The sequence below is a fragment of the Curtobacterium sp. AB451 genome, assembly GCF_050585845.1.
Lineage (GTDB): Bacteria > Actinomycetota > Actinomycetes > Actinomycetales > Microbacteriaceae > Curtobacterium.
The window spans coordinates 258432-278691 of record NZ_JBOBQG010000004.1 but is presented as its reverse complement, the minus strand read 5'-3'; the positions used below and the strand labels follow the sequence as shown (position 1 = coordinate 278691).

At 71.9% G+C, this 20260-nt stretch carries 21 protein-coding genes; 8 read left to right on the top strand and 13 right to left on the bottom strand.

Going from position 1 to position 20260, the window contains the following annotated elements:
• Positions 1 to 167: 167 nt before the first annotated feature.
• Entirely contained in the window at positions 168 to 494 is a 327-nt protein-coding gene (locus ACQXVK_RS11250; RefSeq protein ID WP_430853613.1) for a hypothetical protein, read from the bottom strand.
• Positions 495 to 524: 30 nt separating this feature from the next.
• Positions 525 to 2195, bottom strand: coding sequence for a sodium:solute symporter family protein (locus ACQXVK_RS11245; RefSeq protein ID WP_022908242.1), 1671 nt, complete (start codon positions 2193 to 2195; stop codon positions 525 to 527).
• Positions 2196 to 2332: 137 nt separating this feature from the next.
• On the opposite strand from ACQXVK_RS11245, the gene aroQ reads away from it, so the two are divergent.
• Positions 2333 to 2776 carry a type II 3-dehydroquinate dehydratase gene (gene aroQ / locus ACQXVK_RS11240; RefSeq protein ID WP_402269197.1) on the top strand — a complete coding sequence of 148 codons (444 nt, stop codon included), beginning with the start codon at positions 2333 to 2335 and terminating at the stop codon, positions 2774 to 2776.
• 216 nt (positions 2777 to 2992) lie between these two features.
• Here aroQ and ACQXVK_RS11235 read toward each other — a convergent pair whose 3' ends face one another.
• Positions 2993 to 3589: an NAD(P)H-dependent oxidoreductase gene (locus ACQXVK_RS11235; protein ID WP_430853612.1), complete on the bottom strand. Its 597-nt coding sequence runs from the start codon at positions 3587 to 3589 to the stop codon at positions 2993 to 2995.
• 88 nt (positions 3590 to 3677) lie between these two features.
• Here ACQXVK_RS11235 and ACQXVK_RS11230 point away from each other — a divergent pair, with 88 nt between their 5' ends.
• A complete protein-coding gene (locus tag ACQXVK_RS11230; RefSeq protein ID WP_430853611.1) occupies positions 3678 to 4139 on the top strand; it encodes an MSMEG_6728 family protein in 462 nt (153 codons plus the stop codon).
• Between the two features lie 21 nt (positions 4140 to 4160).
• Here ACQXVK_RS11230 and ACQXVK_RS11225 read toward each other — a convergent pair whose 3' ends face one another.
• The 7 genes from ACQXVK_RS11225 to ACQXVK_RS11195 all read right to left on the bottom strand — a co-directional run bounded on the left by ACQXVK_RS11225 (position 4161) and on the right by ACQXVK_RS11195 (position 10793).
• Positions 4161 to 4451, bottom strand: coding sequence for a hypothetical protein (locus ACQXVK_RS11225; RefSeq protein WP_022908246.1), 291 nt, complete (start codon positions 4449 to 4451; stop codon positions 4161 to 4163).
• Between the two features lie 281 nt (positions 4452 to 4732).
• The gene (locus ACQXVK_RS11220; RefSeq protein ID WP_148287045.1) at positions 4733 to 4999 is read right to left on the bottom strand and encodes a hypothetical protein; all 267 of its coding nucleotides are present in this window, start codon (positions 4997 to 4999) and stop codon (positions 4733 to 4735) included.
• Between the two features lie 89 nt (positions 5000 to 5088).
• Positions 5089 to 6228 (bottom strand): cysteine desulfurase family protein, encoded by a 1140-nt coding sequence (locus ACQXVK_RS11215; protein ID WP_022908248.1) that lies wholly within the window; start codon positions 6226 to 6228, stop codon positions 5089 to 5091.
• A gap of 1 nt (position 6229) precedes the next feature.
• Positions 6230 to 7120, bottom strand: coding sequence for a carboxylating nicotinate-nucleotide diphosphorylase (gene nadC, locus ACQXVK_RS11210; RefSeq protein WP_430853610.1), 891 nt, complete (start codon positions 7118 to 7120; stop codon positions 6230 to 6232).
• A complete protein-coding gene (gene nadB, locus ACQXVK_RS11205) occupies positions 7117 to 8736 on the bottom strand; it encodes an L-aspartate oxidase (protein WP_430853609.1) in 1620 nt (539 codons plus the stop codon). Before nadB ends, nadC begins: the two co-directional genes overlap by 4 nt.
• A 70-nt stretch (positions 8737 to 8806) precedes the next feature.
• Positions 8807 to 10078 carry a quinolinate synthase NadA gene (nadA, locus tag ACQXVK_RS11200; RefSeq protein WP_416394836.1) on the bottom strand — a complete coding sequence of 424 codons (1272 nt, stop codon included), beginning with the start codon at positions 10076 to 10078 and terminating at the stop codon, positions 8807 to 8809.
• 16 nt (positions 10079 to 10094) lie between these two features.
• Positions 10095 to 10793: an NUDIX hydrolase gene (locus ACQXVK_RS11195; RefSeq protein ID WP_402269183.1), complete on the bottom strand. Its 699-nt coding sequence runs from the start codon at positions 10791 to 10793 to the stop codon at positions 10095 to 10097.
• A gap of 122 nt (positions 10794 to 10915) precedes the next feature.
• Between ACQXVK_RS11195 and ACQXVK_RS11190 the strand changes: the two genes are divergently transcribed.
• The 3 genes from ACQXVK_RS11190 to ACQXVK_RS11180 all read left to right on the top strand — a co-directional run bounded on the left by ACQXVK_RS11190 (position 10916) and on the right by ACQXVK_RS11180 (position 14130).
• The gene (locus ACQXVK_RS11190; RefSeq protein WP_083858049.1) at positions 10916 to 11179 is read left to right on the top strand and encodes an acylphosphatase; all 264 of its coding nucleotides are present in this window, start codon (positions 10916 to 10918) and stop codon (positions 11177 to 11179) included.
• 181 nt (positions 11180 to 11360) lie between these two features.
• On the top strand, positions 11361 to 12839 hold the full coding sequence (locus ACQXVK_RS11185; RefSeq protein WP_022908254.1) for an MDR family MFS transporter: 1479 nt from the start codon (positions 11361 to 11363) through the stop codon (positions 12837 to 12839).
• 43 nt (positions 12840 to 12882) lie between these two features.
• On the top strand, positions 12883 to 14130 hold the full coding sequence (locus ACQXVK_RS11180) for a D-arabinono-1,4-lactone oxidase (RefSeq protein WP_430853608.1): 1248 nt from the start codon (positions 12883 to 12885) through the stop codon (positions 14128 to 14130).
• A gap of 65 nt (positions 14131 to 14195) precedes the next feature.
• On the opposite strand, the gene ACQXVK_RS11175 is transcribed toward ACQXVK_RS11180, so the two are convergent.
• Positions 14196 to 14687: a 2'-5' RNA ligase family protein gene (locus ACQXVK_RS11175; RefSeq protein WP_430853607.1), complete on the bottom strand. Its 492-nt coding sequence runs from the start codon at positions 14685 to 14687 to the stop codon at positions 14196 to 14198.
• A gap of 153 nt (positions 14688 to 14840) precedes the next feature.
• Between ACQXVK_RS11175 and ACQXVK_RS11170 the strand changes: the two genes are divergently transcribed.
• The 3 genes from ACQXVK_RS11170 to ACQXVK_RS11160 are packed head-to-tail and all read left to right on the top strand — an operon-like array spanning position 14841 to position 17499.
• A complete protein-coding gene (locus ACQXVK_RS11170) occupies positions 14841 to 15791 on the top strand; it encodes a MetQ/NlpA family ABC transporter substrate-binding protein (protein WP_430853606.1) in 951 nt (316 codons plus the stop codon).
• On the top strand, positions 15791 to 16831 hold the full coding sequence (locus ACQXVK_RS11165; RefSeq protein WP_402269174.1) for a methionine ABC transporter ATP-binding protein: 1041 nt from the start codon (positions 15791 to 15793) through the stop codon (positions 16829 to 16831). Before ACQXVK_RS11170 ends, ACQXVK_RS11165 begins: the two co-directional genes overlap by 1 nt.
• Positions 16828 to 17499, top strand: a complete 672-nt coding sequence (locus ACQXVK_RS11160; protein ID WP_022908266.1) for a methionine ABC transporter permease — start codon at positions 16828 to 16830, stop codon at positions 17497 to 17499. The genes ACQXVK_RS11165 and ACQXVK_RS11160 overlap by 4 nt, the downstream gene beginning before the upstream one ends.
• Positions 17500 to 17718: 219 nt before the next feature.
• On the opposite strand, the gene ACQXVK_RS11155 is transcribed toward ACQXVK_RS11160, so the two are convergent.
• Both ACQXVK_RS11155 and ACQXVK_RS11150 read right to left on the bottom strand, forming a co-directional pair.
• Entirely contained in the window at positions 17719 to 18495 is a 777-nt protein-coding gene (locus ACQXVK_RS11155; RefSeq protein WP_022908267.1) for an endonuclease/exonuclease/phosphatase family protein, read from the bottom strand.
• 233 nt (positions 18496 to 18728) lie between these two features.
• A complete protein-coding gene (locus ACQXVK_RS11150; protein WP_430853605.1) occupies positions 18729 to 20135 on the bottom strand; it encodes an MFS transporter in 1407 nt (468 codons plus the stop codon).
• Positions 20136 to 20260 lie beyond the last annotated feature (125 nt).

Here is a 20260-nt window from a genome sequence, read left to right as displayed (position 1 = left end):
CCTTTCGTCCTGCCCAACCTGGCGCGCGCGGAGCCGGAGCGCAACCGTTCCACCGGCGAAGCAACCGGTCCGTGCGTCCCGGATCCACGCCGACCGCATGTGAGACGGACGGGAGGCGCGGTGCCAGCCGGCACCGCGCCTCCCGTCCGTCGATCAGCGCAGCCTGGTCAGTGGTCGCGGCCTTCGCCGGCGGCCTTCTGGTCCGCCTCCGCCTCGGCCTGGCCGATGATGTCCTCCGCCGGGACCGGGGCCAGCCGGTCCCAGAGGAAGAAGAGCAGCCCGCCGACGAGCATCGACAGTCCGACCCAGAGGTTGATGTGGATGCCGCCGGTCTTCTGCGCGTCGGTGTCCCAGTGGACGATGCCGACGATCGTGGTGATGACGCCGTAGACGACGAACAGGCCGCCGAGGATCCTGCGCAGGTCGAGTCGACGGGTGGAACGGACGAGGGCTGCCTTCTGCTCCTCGGTCATGGCGGTGGTGGTGTCGCTCATGGGAGATCTCCTTCGCGGGTCAGCGCGGGCCTAGAGGAACGGGAGGTAGAGGACGACGCACAGGATCAGTGCGACGGTGCCGAGCAGTGCCGGGGAGCGGTACCAGGCCGTGTCGGTCGCGACGGAGTCGCCGTGCAGGTCGATCTTGCCGACGCCGTACACGAGTCCTCCGAGCTCCCGCTCGTCCTTCGGCTTCGTCAGCATGGACACGACGAACCCGACGACCAGCACGGTGACGAACGAGATGATCGCGCCGTAGAGGGTCTCGGCGGTCGCGGTGGCGAACAGGTCCGGGTTGACGAGGTACGCGATCCACGTGACGGTCGGCGCCACGATGCCGAGGACGTACCCCCACAACGCACCGGCGGTCGTCATCCGCTTCCAGAGCAGACCGAGGATGAACACGGCGAACAGCGGCGCGTTGAAGAACGAGAACAGCGTCTGCATGTAGGTCATGATGTTCGACGCCTGCGCGGCGATGAACGCGGTCGCGATGCCGACGAGGACGCCGACGACGGTCACCCAGCGACCGGTCTTCAGGTAGTGCACGTCGGGCATGTTCGGCTTGATGTAGCGCTGCCAGATGTCGTACGTGAAGACGGTGTTGAACGACGACACGTTCGCCGCCATGCCGGCCATGAAGCTGGCGAGGAGGCCGGTGACCGCGACGCCGAGCACGCCCGTGGGCAGGTACATCTGGATGAGCTTCGGGATGGCGTCGTTGTAGTCGAGGGCGCCCGAGGCGAACTGGTTGCCGACGACCGCGGCGGCGATGAGGCCCGGGATCACGACGATGGCCGGGATGAAGAGCTTCGGGATCGCCGCGATGAGCGGGGTGCGACGGGCGGCGGACATGTTCTTCGCCGAGAACGCGCGCTGCACCTCGGTGAAGTTCGTCGTCCAGTAGCCGAAGCCGAGGACGAACCCGAGGCCGAGCACGATCGCGAGCCAGTTCGCACCGATCGGGTTGGTCACGTCGCCGAAGCCGGTGCCGGCCCACGCCTGCAGGTGCTGCACGCCCTGGGTCTCGGTGATGGCCTTCGACAGGCCGTCCCAGCCGCCGACGCGGTGCAGGCCGACGATCGTCAGCGGGATGAGCCCGGCGATGATCACGAAGAACTGCATGACCTCGTTGTAGATGGCGCTCGAGAGCCCACCGAGGGTGATGTAGACGAGCACGAAGCCCGCGGACACGATGATCGCGAGCCACTCCGGCCAGCCGAGCATCGCCTCGATGACGATGGCCATCGCGTACAGGTTGATGCCGGCGATGAGCACGTTCGACACCGCGAACGCGATCGAGTTCACCAGGTGCGGGGCCTTGCCGAAGCGGCGGAGCATGAACTCCGGCACCGAGCGGACCTTCGACCCGTAGTAGAACGGCATCATCACGAGCCCGAGGAACACCATCGCGGGCACGGCGCCGACCAGGTAGTAGTGCAGGGTCGCCATGCCGATCTGGGCACCGTTGGCGGCCATGCCGAGGATCTCGGTCGCACCGAGGTTCGCGGACACGAACGCGAGGCCCGTGATCCACGCCGGCATCGAGCGCCCCGAGAGGAAGAAGTCCATGCTCGTCCGGACCTGCCGGCGGGCGGTGAACCCGATGCCGATGACCACCGCGAAGTACACGATGATCATCAGGTAGTCGACCCAGCCCAGATCGAGCCGGATCCCGTTGTTCGCTGCAGCGAGAACCATTCACACTCCACGTCGATGTGTTGCGATCGACAACTCTGCCGATCCGGACGGGAACGTTACACCGCTTTGTGACCGTTCACATAGCCGAGGCATGCATCCGCGCGCGTGGCGACCACGGCCCTCGGTAGGCTCACCGCATGACCGAGCAGTCGCGCATCCTCGTCCTCAACGGCCCGAACCTGGACATCCTCGGTCGGCGCGACCCGGACCAGTACGGCACGGTGACGCTCGCCGAGATCGAGGCGATCGTGCACACCGAGGCCGCGGTGCACGGGCTCGAGGCGGACTTCCGGCAGACGAACCGCGAAGGCGAGCTGGTCGAGTGGCTGCACGAGGCGCTCGACGACTTCGCCGCCGTCGTCATCAACCCGGCCGGCTACGCACACACCTCGGTCGCGCTGCACGACGCGGTCGAGGCGCTGTCGGTCCCGGTGGTCGAGGTGCACCTGTCGAACACGTGGAAGCGCGAGCCGTTCCGGCACGTCGACCACGTCGCGACGGCCGCGACGGCGGTCATCGCCGGGGCCGGGGCCGACGGGTACCGCCTGGCGGTCGCGCACGTCGCGTCGCTCGTCGGCTGAGTCGGGTCCAGGAGGCGCGGGTCGGGCCCGCACCGCGCCTCCCGTCCCACGCACGGCCGCGTCCGTGCCCGGTACCCCGCGCCTGACACCCGGGCGCCCGGCGCCCGGCGCCCGGTTCTTCCCAGAACGCGCGCGATGGAACGTCGTTCCGGGCGTACTCGGTCGGAACGTTCGACCAGGTACGCCCGAATCGACCAGGTACGCCCGGACGGGGCGCTAGAAGTCGGCGGGGCGCCGGACGTCGGTCGTGGCGGCGGTGGCGAAGCCCCCGCGGATGAGCGGCAGCGCCCGCTGGACGGCCTGGTCGATGCGGAGCTCGAGGTCGACGTTCGCGATGTCGTAGCCGCCGTCGCGCTTGGTGAAGTCGCGCTCGTTGCCGAAGACGCCGATGGGCAGCGTGGTCGACTGGAAGAAGCCGAACAGCGGGCGCATCTGGTGCTCGACGAGCAGGGCGTGCCGATCGCTCCCGCCGGTCGCGGTGAGCAGCACCGGGGTGTCGACGAGGTCGTACTGCCCGATCCAGTCGAAGAAGAGCTTGAACGCGCCCGAGTAGGCGGCGCGGAACGCCGGGCTGCCGACGACGAGGACGTCCGCCGCCTCGACGGTCTCGAGTGCGCGGCGGGTGCGGTCCGACATCGCCTCGCGGGACGGCGAGGCACCGAGGTCGGCGAGCAGCGGCCCGATCTCGATCGTCTCGGTGCGGGCGTCGTCGATCTCCTCCCCGAGGCGCGCCACCGTCGCCGCCACCAGGGTGGACGTCCGCGAGGGGTCCGAGGGGCTGCCACTGACGCCGACGACGAGTTCTCCGCTCATGGGGTCGATGCTCACACGACCGCGGTCCCGGCGGTCGGCGTGTGACGGCATGTGTCGGGTTCCAGGGGCGCCGCGTACCGTCCGCGCCATGCAGACGTTCCTGCCGTACCCGGACTTCCGTGCCTCGGCCGAGGCCCTCGACGACCGGCGCCTCGGCAAGCAGCGCGTCGAGACGCTGCAGGTCATGCGGGCACTGACGCTGCCGGACTACGGCTGGCAGCACCACCCCGTCACGGCGATGTGGCGGGGCTACCGACCGGCACTCATGGCGTACCAGCGGGCCACCTGCGACGTCTGGACCGAGCGCGGACACGCCGACACGTGCCTCGCGAAGACCCTCGCGGACCTCGCGCTCGTCCCCGCGGACCTGGCGGCGTACGAGCGTGACGAGTACCCGGTGCCGCCGTGGAACGCTGACCCCGCCGTCCACCGCTCACACCGGTCGAAGCTCGTGCAGAAGGCGCCGGAGCACTACCGACCGCTGTTCCCGGACGTGCCGGACGACCTCGACTACGTGTGGCCGGGGACGGTCGCGCCGGTCACGCGATGACGACGAGCCTCCCGGCGCTCCTCAGGCGATCGGGGTCCAGCGACCGCCGTCACGGCGGGTGACCACGACGGACCGCACCTCGGCCGTCGTGCGCAGACCGGTGGCGGTGTGCTCCGCGACGGCCTCGGCGACGTCGTCGGACGGCGCCTCGAACCGGACGACGGCGCACGGGACACCGCGCAGTAGCCGGACGTCGCGGGCCTCGACCACCACGAGCTCGGCGACGAGCCCGGCGGCGGTCGGCAGCACGGCATCAGGGGCGGTGTCGGCCGCGAGCGCACCGACGGCGAGGGTCACGCGGTACGAGGGCACGGGCCCACGCTAGCGCGCGCCGCCGATGCCGCCGCTGCCGCCGCGCACGAGCGTTCGGGCGCTCGTGCGCGTTGGCGCGGCGCACCCGGACCCGCCGTGGGCACAGGGGTTCCGGGCGTCGCACAGGGGAAGCGGCGCCCGTGCCCACGACGGGTCACAGGTGCTGCGGAGCACGACGGATCAGGGGGTGTCGTGCCCCGCGCCGGACCGAGGTCAGGGGGCCTGGTCCGGCTCGTCGCACCGTGGCGTCCGCAGGGGGTCGGACGCGACGGTGCTGGTCCTCAAGGGTGTTCGGTGTCCTCTCGGTACCGGTCTGTCTCGGTCGGTGCGGGCATCGACCGTCGGGCCGCGGCGGGGCGGACCATGGGGAGCAGGGCGCTCCCGAGGGTCGCGAGGGCTCCGACGACGGCGATGAGCCCGAGCGGGGCGGTGCCGAGGTCATGCTGCGCGGCCAGGACGAGCGCCACGACGGTCGCGGGTGCAGGGAGGAGCTGGACCGCCCGGAAGTGGTCCTCCTGCCGGACCCGAGTCGTCATCGCGTTTGCCATGTGAACACTCTGACGCACTTCGTCGGTCCGCAAAAGGGGGGACACCACCCCACTCATGGAGTAGAACGTCTAGTACACCCTGACGGGGTTCAAGCGAGCGCGCGGACCGTCCCGACCGCGGTCGCGACGGTGTCGACGACCACCGGGACGTCCGACGCGCTGAGACCGGCGTCGAACGTCAGGCGCAGCGCCGTCCGGGCGACGTCGTCGGACAGACCGAGCGCCGTCAGCACGTGCGAGGCCTCGGTGCTGCCGGCCGCGCACGCGCTCCCCGACGACGACACGACGTCGCGCTCCTCGAGCTCGAGCAGGACCGTCTCGCCGTTCACCCCGGGGAAGCAGAACGAGGCGTGCCCTGGCAGCCGTGACGTCCGCGACCCGGTGACGAACGCACCGGGGACCGACCGGAGCACGCCGTCGAGCACGGCGTCCCGGGTGGTGGTCGCGGTCCGGGCCGCGTCGTCCCGGGTCGCGGCGACGAGCGCCGTGGCCGTGGCGACGCCGACGGCTCCCGCGACGTCCTCGGTGCCGGACCGCCTCCCCCGCTCCTGCCCGCCGCCGTGCAGCAGCGGTTCGAGCGGCACGCCGGACCGGACGGCGAGAACCCCGGTGCCCTTCGGCGCGCCGAGCTTGTGGCCGGAGACGGACACCGCGTCGACGCCGAGCACGTCGAGTCCGACGGGCAGCCACGGCGCCGACTGGACCGCGTCGGTGTGGAACCGCGCCCCGACGCCGTGCGCGACCTCGGCGAGCGCCGGCACGTCCTGCACGGTGCCGATCTCGTTGTCGGCGTGCGCGATCGAGACGAGGGTGGTGTCCGGACGGAGCCCTGCCCGGAGGACGTCCGGCGTGACGACGCCCTCGCGGTCCACGGGCAGGACGGTGACGTCGAACCCGTGGAAGCGCTCGAGGTACCGGCAGCTCTCGAGCACCGCCTCGTGCTCGATCGCACTGGTGACGACGTGGCGTCCGCGCGGGTCGGCGAGCGCGATCCCCTTCACCGCGGTGTTCGCGCCCTCGGTGCCCCCGGTGGTGAACACGACCTCGGCCGGGCGGCACCCGAGGACCGCGGCGATCGTCGCCCGGGCGTCGGCGAGGCCACGTGCGGCGGCGTCGCCCACCGCGTGCGTGGAGGACGGGTTGCCGAACGTCCCGGTCAGGTACGGCCACATCGCCTCGAGCACCTCGCGGCGGACCGGCGTCGTGGCCGCTCGGTCCAGGTAGAACACCTCAGACGCCGGCGGTCGCGGCGACGGACACGTCGATGTCGAGGCCGAGGTCGAGCGCGCGTGCCGAGTGGGTGAGCGCGCCCACCGAGATGACGTCGACCCCGGTGGCGGCGATGGCGGCGACCGTGTCGAGGGAGACCCCGCCGGAGGCCTCGACGAGGGCGCGCCCGGCGACGACGGCGATCCCGTCCCGGAGCTGGTCGGTCGTGAAGTTGTCGAGCATGATCGTGTCGACCCCGGCTGCGACGACGGGTTCGATCTGGTCGATCCGGTCCACCTCGACCTCGAGGTGGACGGTGTGGCCGAGCCGTTCGCGCGCCGTGGCGATCGCGTCCTGGATGCCGATGCCGCCGGCGAGCAGCACCGCGAGGTGGTTGTCCTTCGCGAGCACCGCGTCGGACAGCGACGTCCGGTGGTTGTGGCCGCCGCCGCACCGCACGGCGTAGCGCTCGAGCGCCCGCAGGCCCGGCGTGGTCTTCCGGGTGTCCACGATCCGGGCGCGGGTGCCGGCGACGGCCGCCACGAAGGTCGCCGTCGCGGTCGCGATGCCGGACATCCGCTGCGCGAGGTTCAGCGCGACGCGCTCGGCCCGGAGGACCGACCGCGCGGGCCCGGTCACCGTCGCGAGGACGTCCCCGGCGGCGAAGCGGCTGCCGTCCGGCACGTGCAGCACCGCGTCGATCGTGGGGTCGACGGCGTGCATGACCTGGACGAACACGTCACCGCCGCTCAGGACGCCGGGCTCCCGCGCGGTGAGGGTCGCCGTCGCGGTGGCGTCCGCCGGGATGAGCGTCTCGCTCGTGACGTCACCCCAGGGGGCGTCCTCCTCGAGCGCGGTGTCGATGACGCGCCGGAGGGCGTGCGGCGGGATCGTGCCGGGGTCGACGGTCATGCGGGTACCTCCTGCGGGACGGCTGCGTGCTGGGCGACCCACGCGCGGGACGCGGGGGCTGCGGGGTCGGTGTCGGGGTGGTCGGTGCGGGCGTGGGCGCCGCGGGACTCGGTCCGGGCCTCGGCGGCGACGGTGGTGATGCGGGCGAGGTCGAGGAGCGCCCGGTCCTCGAGGTCACGGACGCCGGTCGGTGCCGGGGCGACGAGGGCGGCCAGGTCCGCTCGCGCGCTCGCGAGACCGGTCGCGTCGCGGAGGAGCCCCACCCGGTCCGTCATGACGGACTGCACCGCCTGCCGGAGGGCGGTGCTGTCGGTCGGACGAGCCGCGCCTCCTGGCCGGGCCGGACGGGAGGCGCGGCTCGCCTCGACCGCACCGGTCACGCTGGCGACGGGGAGCGTCGCGTCGCCGCGGAGGCGGAGTCGGTCTGGTCGCGGGACGGCGAGCGCGTCCGCTGCGCGGACCGCGAAGACGAGGCCCTCGAGCAGGGAGTTCGAGGCGAGACGGTTCGCGCCGTGGACACCCGTGCAGGCGACCTCGCCGATCGCGAACAGGCCCGGCAGGCTCGTCCGTCCCTCGGCGTCGGTGACGATCCCGCCCATCGCGTAGTGGGCGGCGGGGGCGACCGGGACGCCCTCGCGGGTCCAGTCGAACCCGGCCGACCGGGTGGCGCGGGTGAGCCCGGGGAAGCGTCGGACGAGGAAGGCGGGGTCGAGGCCGGTCGCGTCGAGGAGCACGGGCTCGCCGCCCTGCTCGCGCACGGCGGCCGCGATGCCCCGGGCGACGACGTCGCGGGGGGCGAGCTCGGCGTCTGGGTGGACGTCGGTCATGAAGCGGCGCCCGCGGGCATCGCGGAGCACGGCACCCTCGCCGCGGACCGCTTCGGAGACGAGCCCGCCGCCCGCGACCGCGAGCCGGGTCGGGTGGAACTGCACGAACTCCAGGTCGGCCAGGACCGCACCGGCACGCCAGGCGGCCGCCTGCCCGTCGCCCGTCGCGACGAGCGGGTTCGTCGTCTCGCGGTAGAGGTGCCCGGCGCCGCCGGAGGCGAGCACGACGGCGTCGGCGTCGATCCGCCGCGGTTCGCCGAGCAGGTCGAGGACGTCGACCCCGACGACCGCGCCGTCCCGGACGACGAGGTCGGCGAGGCAGGTCCGTTCGAGGATCGTGACGTGTCGGCGGTGCAGGGCGCCGATGAGGGTCGCCTCGATGGCCGCGCCGGTCGCGTCGCCGTCGGCGTGCACGACGCGCCACCGACCGTGCGCGGCCTCGCGCCCGCGGGCGAGGTCGTCACCGTACTTGTCGAGGCTCGCCGGGTCAGCGGTGCGGTCGAACGGCACCCCGAGGGCGAGCAGGTCCCGCACCCGCGCGGGACCGTCCGTGCAGAGCACCTCGACCGCTCGGACGTCGGCGCTGCCCGCGGCGGCCACGTGCGTGTCGGCGATGTGGAGCGCGGCGGAGTCGTCGGCGCCGAGCGCCACAGCGACACCGCCCTGGGCGTACGCCGTCGCCCCGTCGGCGAGCGTCCCCTTCGTCACCAGGGTGACGTCGTGGCGGGCGCTCGCGCGGATCGCTGCGGTGAGTCCGGCGATGCCGGAGCCGACGATGACGACGTGCACGGGTGCTTCCTCGGTTCTCCAGGCTCGGGGTTCAGGCTCGGGGTTCAGGCTCGGGGTTCAGGCTCGGGGTTCAGGCTCGCGGCTTCGCGGCGAGCATGCGCTCGAGGGCGACCTTGGCGTCGGCCTGGACGTCGGCCGGCACGACGATCTCGTTGAGGACCTCGCCGTCGACGAGCGCCTCGAGCACCCACGCGAGGTAGCCCGGGTGGATCCGGTACATCGTGGAGCAGGGGCAGACGACCGGGTCGAGGCAGAAGATCGTGTGCTGCGGGTACTCGGCGGCGAGCCGGTTCACCATGTTGATCTCGGTGCCGATCGCGAAGGTCGTCGGCTCGGTGGCGGCGGCGACGGTCTTCCGGATGAGGTCGGTGCTGCCGGCGTGGTCGGCGGCGTCGACGACGGCCATCGGGCACTCGGGGTGCACGATCACCTGGACACCCGGGTGCTCGCGGCGTGCCTGGTCGATCTGGTCGACGGTGAAGCGGCGGTGCACCGAGCAGAAGCCGTGCCACAGCACGACCCTGGCGTCCTGCAGGGTCTGGGCGTCGTTGCCGCCGAGGGGCTTCCGGGGGTTCCACATCGGCATCAGGTCGGTGCTGATGCCCATCGCCTTGGCGGTGTTCCGGCCGAGGTGCTGGTCGGGGAAGAACAGGACGCGCTGCCCGCGCTCGAACGCCCACTCGAGCACGGTGGCCGCGTTCGACGAGGTGCACACGATCCCGCCGTGCCGCCCGCAGAACGCCTTGAGGTCCGCGGCGGAGTTCATGTACGTGACGGGGATGACCGGCACCCGGCCGTCGGCATCGGGCTCGGTGCCGTAGACCTGCTCGAGTTCCGCCCAGGCCGCCTCGACGCTGTCGATGTCGGCCATGTCCGCCATCGAGCATCCCGCGGCGAGGTTCGGCAGGATCACGCGCTGGTCGTCGCGGGCGAGGATGTCCGCCGTCTCGGCCATGAAGTGCACGCCGCAGAACACGATGGCCTCGGCGTCGGGCTTCGTCAGCGCGGCGTTCGCGAGCTGGAACGAGTCACCGAGGAAGTCCGCGTGCCGCACGACCTCGTCGCGCTGGTAGAAGTGCCCGAGCACCACGACCCGGTCGCCGAGGGTCGCCTTCGCGCGCTCGATGCGCTCGTGCAGCTCGTCGACCGGCGCGTTCCGGTACTCGTCCGGGATGACGCCCTGCCGGGGCGCGGAGGTGGGGATGACGTCGGACATCGACGACCCGGGTCCGTACCCGGGTCGGGCGTCGAAGTCCCACGTCGGCATCGCGAGGTCGGGCGTGCAGGTGCTGCCGGCGGCCTGACCGTTGGAGATCAGTTCGATGGTGGTGGCGATGGACACGGGCGTTCCTTCGGTTCTACGGCTTCTTGCCCTGCTGCAGCGGGCCGTTGTCCGCGTAGGCGAGGTCGGGGTTCGAGCGGTACAGCCGAGCCGGACGGTGCCGACCCCCGCTCGTGGTCTCGTCCGTCGGCAGGATCGCGTCGGTCTTCTCGACCTGACGACGGAAGTTCGCGGGGTCGAGCGCACGCCCGAGCACCGCCTCGTACACCCCGCGGAGCTCGGCGAGGGTGAACCGGTCCCCCAGGAACGCCTGCGCGATCCGGGAGTACGACATCTTGTTGCGGAGGCGCCAGAGCGCGTACTCGGCGATGCGGTCGTGGTCGAACGCGAGCGGCGGGTGCTCGTCGGCGAGGAACCACCGCACGTTCCAGTCGTCCGGCACCGTGCTCGCCTCGTCCGGGTGGACGAGGGCCCAGTACACGATCGACACGACGCGGCTCGGTGAGCGGTCGACGTCGCCGAAGGCGTAGAGCTGCTCGAGGTAGCGCGGCTGGACGTTCGTGGTCTCGCGGAGGCGGGCGGCGGCGGAGTCCTCGAGCCCCTCGTCCGGCCGGACCCACCCGCCGGGGAGCGCCCATGATCCCTCGTACGGCTCGGCCACCCGGCGCACGAGCGGCATCCAGAGCGCCGGGGCCCCGGTGTCCGGGTGCGGGCGCAGCGCGACGATCACGGTCGAGACCGCGACGCGGATGGGGAGCTCGGCAGATAGTGTCATGATGACTCGAAGTGTTCGGGTTGCGATGACACTATCACCGGGTTTCACGAGACGGAAACAGCCACGAAAACTCCTGGTCGGACCGCGCGCCTACATTGAGCCGCATGACTACGGTGACGAGGATGCACGCCGTCGTGTCGGGGACGGTCCAGGGGGTCGGTTTCCGGTACTGGACCGCGCGGAAGGCCGACGGACTCGAACTCGCGGGGTACGCCCGGAACCTGTTCGACGGCACGGTCGAGGTCGAGGCGGAGGGGCCGGCGCCCGCGGTCGACGCGCTGATGACGTTCATCCGGACCGGGCCGCCGTCCGCCGAGGTGACCGACGTGTCCTGCCGCCCGGTGGTGCCGCACGGCGACGTGGAGGGCTTCGCGATCCTGCACTGATCCTCGCGGGACCGCGGCGCGTGGGAGCGGGACCGCGGCGCGTCGGAGCGGGACCGCGGCGCGCGCCCGGCGGCGCGGATGTCGGACGGAAGCGGAATAATCGAATCCACTCAGGCGGTTGCCCTGTCTGCGCTCGTCGCGCCCCCTCGTCCCACCAGTCGTGATCCACCAGGAGCCCCGCATGACCCAGGCCGTCGATTCCGCACCCCGCACCGGGAGCGTCGCGCAGCCCTCCGCCGGCGAGACCCGACTCGTGATCGGGCTGCTGCTGGTCTCGGCGTTCGTCGTGATCCTCAACGAGACGATCATGGGCGTCGCCCTGCCGCGGCTCATGGACGACCTCGACATCAGCGCCGCGACCGGGCAGTGGCTCACCACCGGGTTCCTGCTCACGATGGCGGTCGTCATCCCGATCACCGGGTTCCTGCTGCAGCGCTTCAACACCCGGCCGGTGTTCGTCTGGGCGATGAGCCTGTTCTCCGCCGGCACCCTGATCGCGCTGCTCGCGCCGGGCTTCTCGATGCTGCTCCTCGGCCGCATCGTGCAGGCCAGCGGCACCGCGATCATGATGCCGCTGCTCATGACGACGGTGCTCACGCTCATCGAGCCCGCGCACCGCGGCCGCGTGATGGGCAACATCTCGATCGTCATCTCCGTCGCCCCGGCGATCGGCCCGACGATCTCGGGCCTCATCCTCAACGCCTTCTCGTGGCGGTGGCTCTTCGGCTTCGTGCTGCCGATCGCGCTCGCCGCGCTGGTGCTCGGCATGGTCAAGGTCCGCAACGTCTCGACGCCCCGGAAGGCGCCGCTCGACGTGCTCTCGGTCGTGCTGTCCGCCTTCGCGTTCGGCGGGATCGTCTACGGCCTGTCGAGCATCGGGGAGGCCGGCTCGACCGGTCCGCTCGTGCCGGTCGCGTCGCTCGTGGTCGGTGCCGTCGCCCTCGCCCTGTTCGTCGTCCGGCAGACCCGCCTGCAGCGCGCGGACCGGGCACTGCTCGACCTCCGCACGTTCCGGACGAAGGGCTTCACGATCCCGATCGTCGCGATGGGCCTCAGCTTCATGGCGATGTTCGGCACCCTGATCCTGCTGCCGATCTACCTCGAGCGGGTCCTCGGGCTCGACGTGCTGAACGTCGGCCTGCTCCTGCTGCCCGGCGGGCTCATCATGGGGCTGCTGTCCCCGGTCGTCGGGCGCATCTACGACCGCCGCGGCCCGCGGGTGCTCCTCATCCCGGGCGCGATCATCGTCAGCGCCGTCCTCTGGGGGCTCTCGACGGTGGGCGTGGACACCAGCGTGTGGTTCGTCCTCGGCGCCCACGTCGTCCTGAGCATCGGGCTCGCGCTCACCTTCACGCCGCTGTTCACCGCGGCGCTCGGCGGCCTGCCCCCGAAGCTCTACTCGCACGGCAGCGCGGTCCTCGGCACGGCGCAACAGCTCGCCGGAGCCGCCGGGACGGCCCTGTTCGTCACCCTGCTCACCATCGGCGCCTCGGGTGCCGCGGCGGGCAGCGGCGCCGCCGGCCTCGCCGAGGCGACGGCGTCCGGCGTCCGGACGGCGTTCCTCGTCGGCGCGGTGATCTCGCTCTTCGGGATCGCGATGTGCTCCCTCGTGCGGCGACCGGCCACCCCGGACGGCGCCCCGGCACCGTCGATGCACTGACGGTTCGCGCCTCCGCCAGGGGGCGCGTGGCATCGTGGGCGACATGCGGTCGACGACGAGCGAGCTGAACTGGTCCGGCACGGTCACCTACACGGCCGAACGGGTCCTCCGTCCGTCGTCGATCGACGAGGCCGCCGAGATCGTCGCCCGCTCCCCCCGGGTGCACGGTCTCGGCACCCGGCACTCGTTCAACGACGCGCCGGACGCGCCCGGTGTGCTGCTCGACCTCACCGGTATCCCGGTCGACCTCGAGGTCGACGCGGGGCGGCGGACGGTCACGATGGGTGCCGGCACGCGCTACGGCGTCGTCGCGCCCGAGATCGACCGCGCCGGGTTCGCCCTGCACAACACGGGGTCGCTCCCCCACATCTCGATCGCCGGCGCGATCGCGACCGGCACCCACGGGTCCGGCACCGCCCTCGGCTCGCTCAGCACCGCGGTCCGGTCGTTCGAGGTGCTCGGACCCGACGGCGCGGCACGGACGATCGACCGCGACGACCCGACGTTCGACGGCGCCGTGCTCCACCTCGGCCTGCTCGGTGTCCTCACCCGCGTCACCCTCGACGTCCAGCCGACGTACCGGATGCGCCAGGACACCTACGGCCCGATCCCCTGGGACACCTTCACGGCCCACGTCGCCGAGGTCCACGCCGCCGCGACCTCGGTCTGCTCGTACACGGTGTTCGGCGACGCGGTGACCGAGGTGCTGCTGAAGTCCCGCGTCCCCGACGGCGAGGACGACGTGGCCGTCCCGGACGACCTGTTCGGCGCGCCCCGGCTGCCCGGTTCGCCCGGCGACGGGCACCACACCGCCCGGGACGGCTCGGTCGGGCCGTGGTGGGACCGGCTGCCGCACTTCCCGATCGACTCCGTGCCGAGCCACGGCTCCGAGGTGCAGAGCGAGCACTTCGTCCCGCTCCGGCACGCCGGCGCCGCACTCGACGCCGTCCGGACCATGGCCGACCGCATCCAGCCGCACCTGCACGTGTGCGAGATCCGCACGATGGCGGCGGACCCGTTCTGGCTCAGCCCGACCCAGGGCGAGGACGTGCTCTGCATCGCGTTCACCTGGCAGAAGCACCCGGCCGAGGTCGCTGCACTGCTGCCCGACCTCGAGGCGCTGCTCGCACCGTTCGACGGCCGTCCGCACTGGGGGAAGATGAGCTCGCTCGACGGCGCCGCGATCGCGCGGCTGTACCCGCGCCTGCCGGACTTCCGCGACCTCGTCCGGGCCGCGGACCCCGACCGGACGTTCGCGTCCGCGTTCGGCGAGCGGGTCCTGGGGACCTGACCCGCGCCTCCAGGCCGTCCGCCGTCCGCGGTCCGCCCTCCGCCGTCCGCGGGTGGATCGCCACCTCACCCGATCGGCGTGAGGGTCCTCGACGCGCCGTCCCAGTGCCGCACCCCACCGATCACCAGCTCCTCCGGCAGCGGCGCGTCGCGGAGGGCGGCGACCGCGGCCGCGAGGTCGCCGTCCCGGACGCGCCGCGCGAACGTCAGGTGCGGCGACCAGGCGCCGGGTGCGGTGGTGCCCGTGGCGCCGGGAGCGGCCCGGTGGACGGCCTCGTGGAAGGCGGCGAGCACACGATCGACGACGACCGCCCGCGCGAGCACGCTCCGGCCCGTGCCGGCGGGGAAGAGCAGGACCCCACCGAGGCGGAGCCGCGACGGCACCGGCACGTCGAACGCGTCGGGGACCGCCAGTTCGTCGCCGGCGGCCAGCGTCACGTGCGGGCTGTTCGTGTCCGAGCGACCGAGGCTCGGCAGGTCCGCGTCGACGAGCGCCTGCCACGCCGCACGCACGGCGGCGTCCGACGACGGTCCGAGGACGAGTTCGAGGCTGCGCACCCTCCGAGTGAACCAGCGAGCGGTGTGACACGGATGTAACACGGCGGAACGCAACTCGCACCCGCCCGACCGGCCCGTCACACTCGACTGCACGCCGCGGACCACCGCGGCGTCCCCACAGCACCGCCAGCACCGCCCACGAGGAGCCCCGCCATGTCCGCAGCACCCGCACTCCCCGAGAAGCCGAAGGGCAAGCGCCCGATCGGCTGGATCGTCGCCGCCGCGGTGGTCGTCGTCGCGATCGTCGTCGCCCTCATCGTCGGGGCCGTCCGCTCCGGTGGCTCCGAGAGCGGCGCCGCGGCCGGTGGATCGCCGAAGACCGTCACGATCGGCGTCGCGGACAAGTCGCTCTCGTACTGGGACACCTACACGAAGCTCGCGAAGTCGAAGCTCAACGTGACGGTCAAGCTGACGAACTTCTCGGACTACTCGCTGCCGAACCCGGCGCTCAAGGACGAGCAGCTGGACATCAACCAGTTCCAGCACATCCAGTACCTCGCCGACTACAACGTCACCTCGGACGACGACCTGCAGCCGATCGGCTCGACGGCCGTCTACCCGCTGCCGCTCTACGCGACGAAGTACGACGACGTCGCCGCGCTGCCGTCGGACGCCAAGGTCGCGATCCCGGACGACGCGATCAACCAGGCCCGGGCGCTCCTCATCCTGCAGTCCGCGAAGCTCGTCACGCTGAAGGACGGCGGCTCGCCCTTCTCGACGACCACCGACATCGAGTCGTCGAAGGTCGACGTCCAGCCGCTGAACGCCTCGCAGACCGCGAACGCCCTGCAGCAGGGCTCGGTCGCGGCCGCCGTGGTGAACAACAACTACGCCACCGCCGCCGGCCTGCCGATCTCCGACGCGATCTACCAGGACGACCCGTCGAGCGCGAGTGCGGCGCCGTACGTCAACGTCTTCGCGGTGCGGAACGCCGACAAGGACAACCAGACCTACCTCGACCTCGCGAAGCTCTTCCAGGACGAGTCGGTGCAGAAGGTCTTCAAGAAGGACCTGCCCGAGGCCGTCAGCCGCGACGAGAGCGCCGCGAGCCTGCAGGCCGAGCTCGCGAAGGTCGAGCAGGACGCGAAGGCGGCCAAGCAGTAGTGCCGGTCCTCGTCGAACTCCGCGGCGTCTCGAAGCACTACCGCCGCGCCGACACCGGCGAGACCGTGGTGGCCGTCGAGGACGTCTCCCTGGACGTGCACCAGGGAGAGGTCCTCGGCGTCATCGGGTACTCCGGTGCCGGCAAGTCCACGTTGGTCCGGCTGGTGAACGCGCTCGAACTGCCGTCGTCGGGCTCCGTCACGGTCGCCGGGCAGGAGCTCACCGCCCTGCCGGAGCGTGACCGCCGACAGGCCCGCCGGAAGATCGGCATGATCTTCCAGCAGTTCAACCTGTTCCGGTCCCGCACCATCGCCGGCAACGTCGCCTACCCGCTCAAGGTCGCGGGTGTCGCGAAGGAGGAGCGGAACCGCCGGGTCGCCGAGCTCCTCGACTTCGTCGGGCTCCTCGACCGCGCGTACGCCTACCCCGAGCAGCTCTCCGGCGGACAGAAGCAGCGCGTCGGCATCGCCCGGGCGCTCGCGGCCTCCCCCGACCTGCTGCTCGCCGACGAGGCGACCAGCGCGCTCGACCCCGAGACCACGTCCGAGGTGCTCGGACTGCTCCGCCGGGTGAACCGGGAGCTCGGCGTCACCATCATCGTCATCACGCACGAGATGGACGCCGTCCGGCAGATCGCCGACCGGGTCGCCGTCATGGAGCAGGGTCGCGTCGTCGAGGTCGGTGACGTGTACGACGTGTTCGCGGACCCGCAGACCGGAGCGGCCCAGCGGTTCGTCCGCACCGCCCTGCACGACCGGCCCTCCGCCGAGACGATCACGCGGCTGCGCGAGCGCCACCCCGGTCGGCTCGTCACGGTGCAGATCACCGACGAGGCCGGACTGCAGAACCGCATCGACCAGGTCTTCCGGTCCGCCGGTGTGACCGCCGAGCTCGTCTACGGCGGGGTCGGGGAGATCCGGGAGCGCCGGATCGGGTCACTGACCTACGAGTTGAGCGCGGCCGGTCCGGGTGCGGTCGACGAGGCCGTCGCAGCTCTGCGCTCCGCGGGCATCACCACCGACGAGGAGGGCGCAGCGTGAACAACTCCTTCCAGAGCGTGATCGACACGTTCGACGTCTTCGTCGCGTCGATCCGCGACACGATCGTGATGTCCCTGGTGTCGCTCGTCATCGCGGGCGTCATCGGCCTGGCGCTCGGGCTCGCCCTGTACGCCACCCGTCCGGGCAACCTGCTCGGCAGCCGGACGGCGTACACGATCCTCAACGTGGTCGTGAACCTCGTCCGTCCGATCCCGTTCGTCATCTTCCTCGCCGCGATCGCCCCGCTGTCACGCGTCGTCGTGCAGACCACGATCGGCGTCCCCGCGGTGACGTTCGCGATCTCGCTCGCGGCGTCGTTCGCGGTGTCCCGGATCGTCGAGCAGAACCTGCTCGCGGTCGACCCCGGCGTCGTCGAGGCGGCGCGGGCCTCCGGTGCGCACCCGCTGTCGATCCTGCTGACGGTGCTCATCCCCGAGGGGCTCGGCCCGCTCATCCTCGGCTACACGTTCATCTACATCGGCATCGTCGACATGACGGCGCAGGGTGCGTTGATCGGCGGGGGTGGTCTCGGCGAGTACGCGATCACGTACGGGTCGCAGCGGTACGACTGGTGGATCGTGTACGTGTCGGTGGCGGCGATCGTCGTCATCGTCCAGCTCGGCCAGTTCATCGGCAACCGGCTGGCGCGGGCGACGCTGCGCCGCTGACGCGCGCAGGGCGCCCGGGAGGCGACCGCCTGGAGGCGCGGTGCCGGTCCACGAGACCGGCACCGCGCCTCCTGTGCGTGCGTTCGTCGTGGACGCCGGCCGAGGTCGCACGTTCTGCCCCCTCCGCGTCGCGCGCGCGGCAGTTCGTGCGACGTCGGCACCCCGCGCAGGGCGTGTTGTGCGACCTCGGCACCCCGCGCGCGGCGCGGTGACGGCCGGTTAGGCCGCCGGAGACTCCACCGTGGCGACGGTGCCCGTGGCGCCCGGGTGCTCGTAGTGCGCACGCACGAGGATCGGCCGGTGGTCGGAGATGCCCGCGGGCAGGGTCTCGACGCCGGCGATGTGCAGCCCGACGCTCGTGGCGAAGTCGAAGTGTCCTGTGAACTTGCGGTAGCGCAGGTACGTCGGCTGGTCCGAGAGGGACAGCGCGAATCCGTGCTGCTCGATCTTCCGGCGCAGGTTCGTCTGGAACCACGGGTAGTTGAAGTCGCCGACCATGATCGCCGGAGCGTCGTCCGACAGGTCGCGGACGAACTGGTGCGCGGCCTCGATCTGCTTGCGGCGCAGGGAGTTCGTCGCCGTCAGGGGCGAGGCGTGGAAGGACGCGACGATGACCTCGGCGTCGACCTCCTTGTCGCGCAGGTGCATCGCGATGAGCCGCTCGTGCGCGGGTGCGAGGACCCGGTCGTGCAGCGACTTCTGCAGGGAGTGGATGCTGAAGTCCTCGACCTCGAACCGGTCGTCGCGCTTGTAGATCGCGAGACCGAGCCGGTTCGCCTTGGTCGACGCGGCGAGGGAGAGCCCGGCGATCGACGGGGCGAGGTCGTTGCTGTCGCACTCCTGTACGCAGATGACGTCGGCCTGGGACGCCTCGGCCAGGGAGGCGAGTTCGCCGTTGGCGGTGTGCTCGCGGAGGTTGTAGCTGACGACGCGCAACCCGGTCGGTTCCACTGCCGTCTCGGCGGTGATCGTTCCCTGCTGCTCTGGCGCGGCCATGCTGCCTTCCTGTTCCGGGCGGTTCGGGGCGCCCTGCCGCGGCAACCGTACTCGGCCATCGCGGACTGTTGCTGAGACTGTAGCGCGGCCCCGGTTTCGTGCGTGTGACCGCGGGGAAAACGGACGATGCGTCGTCGGCTCGTCGGCTCGTCGGCTCGTCGGCTCGTCGGCTCGTCGGCTCGTCGGCTCGTCGGCTCGTCGGTCGACGCCGGTGGACTCGCGGGTCCCGGCCGTCAGACCCGCACCCGGCGAGCGGGTCGGACGGTCTCGCCGGCCGTCCGGCTCATCACCACGCCCTCGAGGCAGGCCACGGCGAGCAGCGCGGCGATGACCCAGAACGCGGCGTCGTACGGCCCGGAGCCGCCGAGGCCCGACGCGGCCCGGATGACCACGGCACCGACGGCGACCCCGAACCCGGCGGCGGTCTGCTGCAGCGTCGACGAGAGCGTGTTCGCCGGGGTCATGTCCGCCTGCTCGACGTCGGCGAACGCGATGGTGTTGTAGGCCGTGAAGCCGACCGACCGCGCCGCGCCGCTCACGACGAGCAGCGCCGCGAGGAGCCAGAACGGGGTGTCCTCGGTCATGAACACCATCGCGACGACGCTCAGCGCCGCCACCGCGCTCGACACGACGATGACCGGCCGGTACCCGAACCAGCGGAGGAACGGCGTCGTCATGGGCTTGATGCCGAGGTTCCCGACGAAGACCCAGAGCACGGCGGACCCGGCGAGCACGGCGCTCCACCCCCAGGCGTCCTGGAACAGCAGCGGGAGGACGAACGGCACGGCGGAGACGGCCAGGCGGAACAGGCTGCCACCGGCGTGCGACACCCGGAAGGTCTCGAGCCGGAACGAGTCGAGCCCCATGATCGGGTGCGGCGCCCGGCGGAAGTGCCGGACCGCCAGCCAGCAGCACGCCGCCCCGACGACGCCCGACACGACGACCGCGAGCACCGGCACACGGTCGAGGGCGAGCAGGGACGCCATCACGACGAGCGAGCCGAGCCCGAAGCAGGCGAGCAACGACCCGAGCCAGTCGAACGGCACACGCTCGGACGCCCGCTCCTGCGGGACGAGCACGAGTGCGGCGACGAACGCAATGACCCCGAGCGGGATGTTGATGAGGAAGATCCAGTGCCACGTCAGGGTGTCGACGAGCACCCCGCCCACGAACGGCGCGATGATCGGCGCGGCGAGGGCGGGCCAGGTCAGGATCGCGATGGCCGTCACGAGCTGTTCGCGGCCGGCGCTCCGCAGGACGACGAGCCGTCCGACGGGGACCATGAGCGCACCGCCGAGGCCCTGCACGATGCGCCAGATCGTCAGGTCGACGAGTCCGGTGGAGAGGGCGCACAGGCCCGAGGCCACGGTGAACAGGACGATCGCCCCGGCGAACACCGTCCGCGAGCCGATCCGGTCGGTCAACCAGCCGCTCACCGGGATGAACACCGCGAGGGTGACGAGGTACGCCGTGATCGCGACGCCGACGGCGGCGGAGTCGACACCGAGGTCCCGTCCCATCGCCGGCGCGGCGGTCGCGAGGATCGTGCCGTCCAGGAGCTCCATGAAGAAGGTCCCGGCGACGAGCACGGCCACGGCCGTGCTCCCCCGTCGTCGTGTCGTCATCGTCGTCGTCGTCATGGCACGTCAAAGGCTATGCCCGATCGGTTTCCCCGACGTGCTCGGACGGCCCTGACGGACAGGCGTTCTGCAACGCAGAATGAGCAGGAGGAGCGCGTTGCCACCCACACCCGGCACCCGGGAGC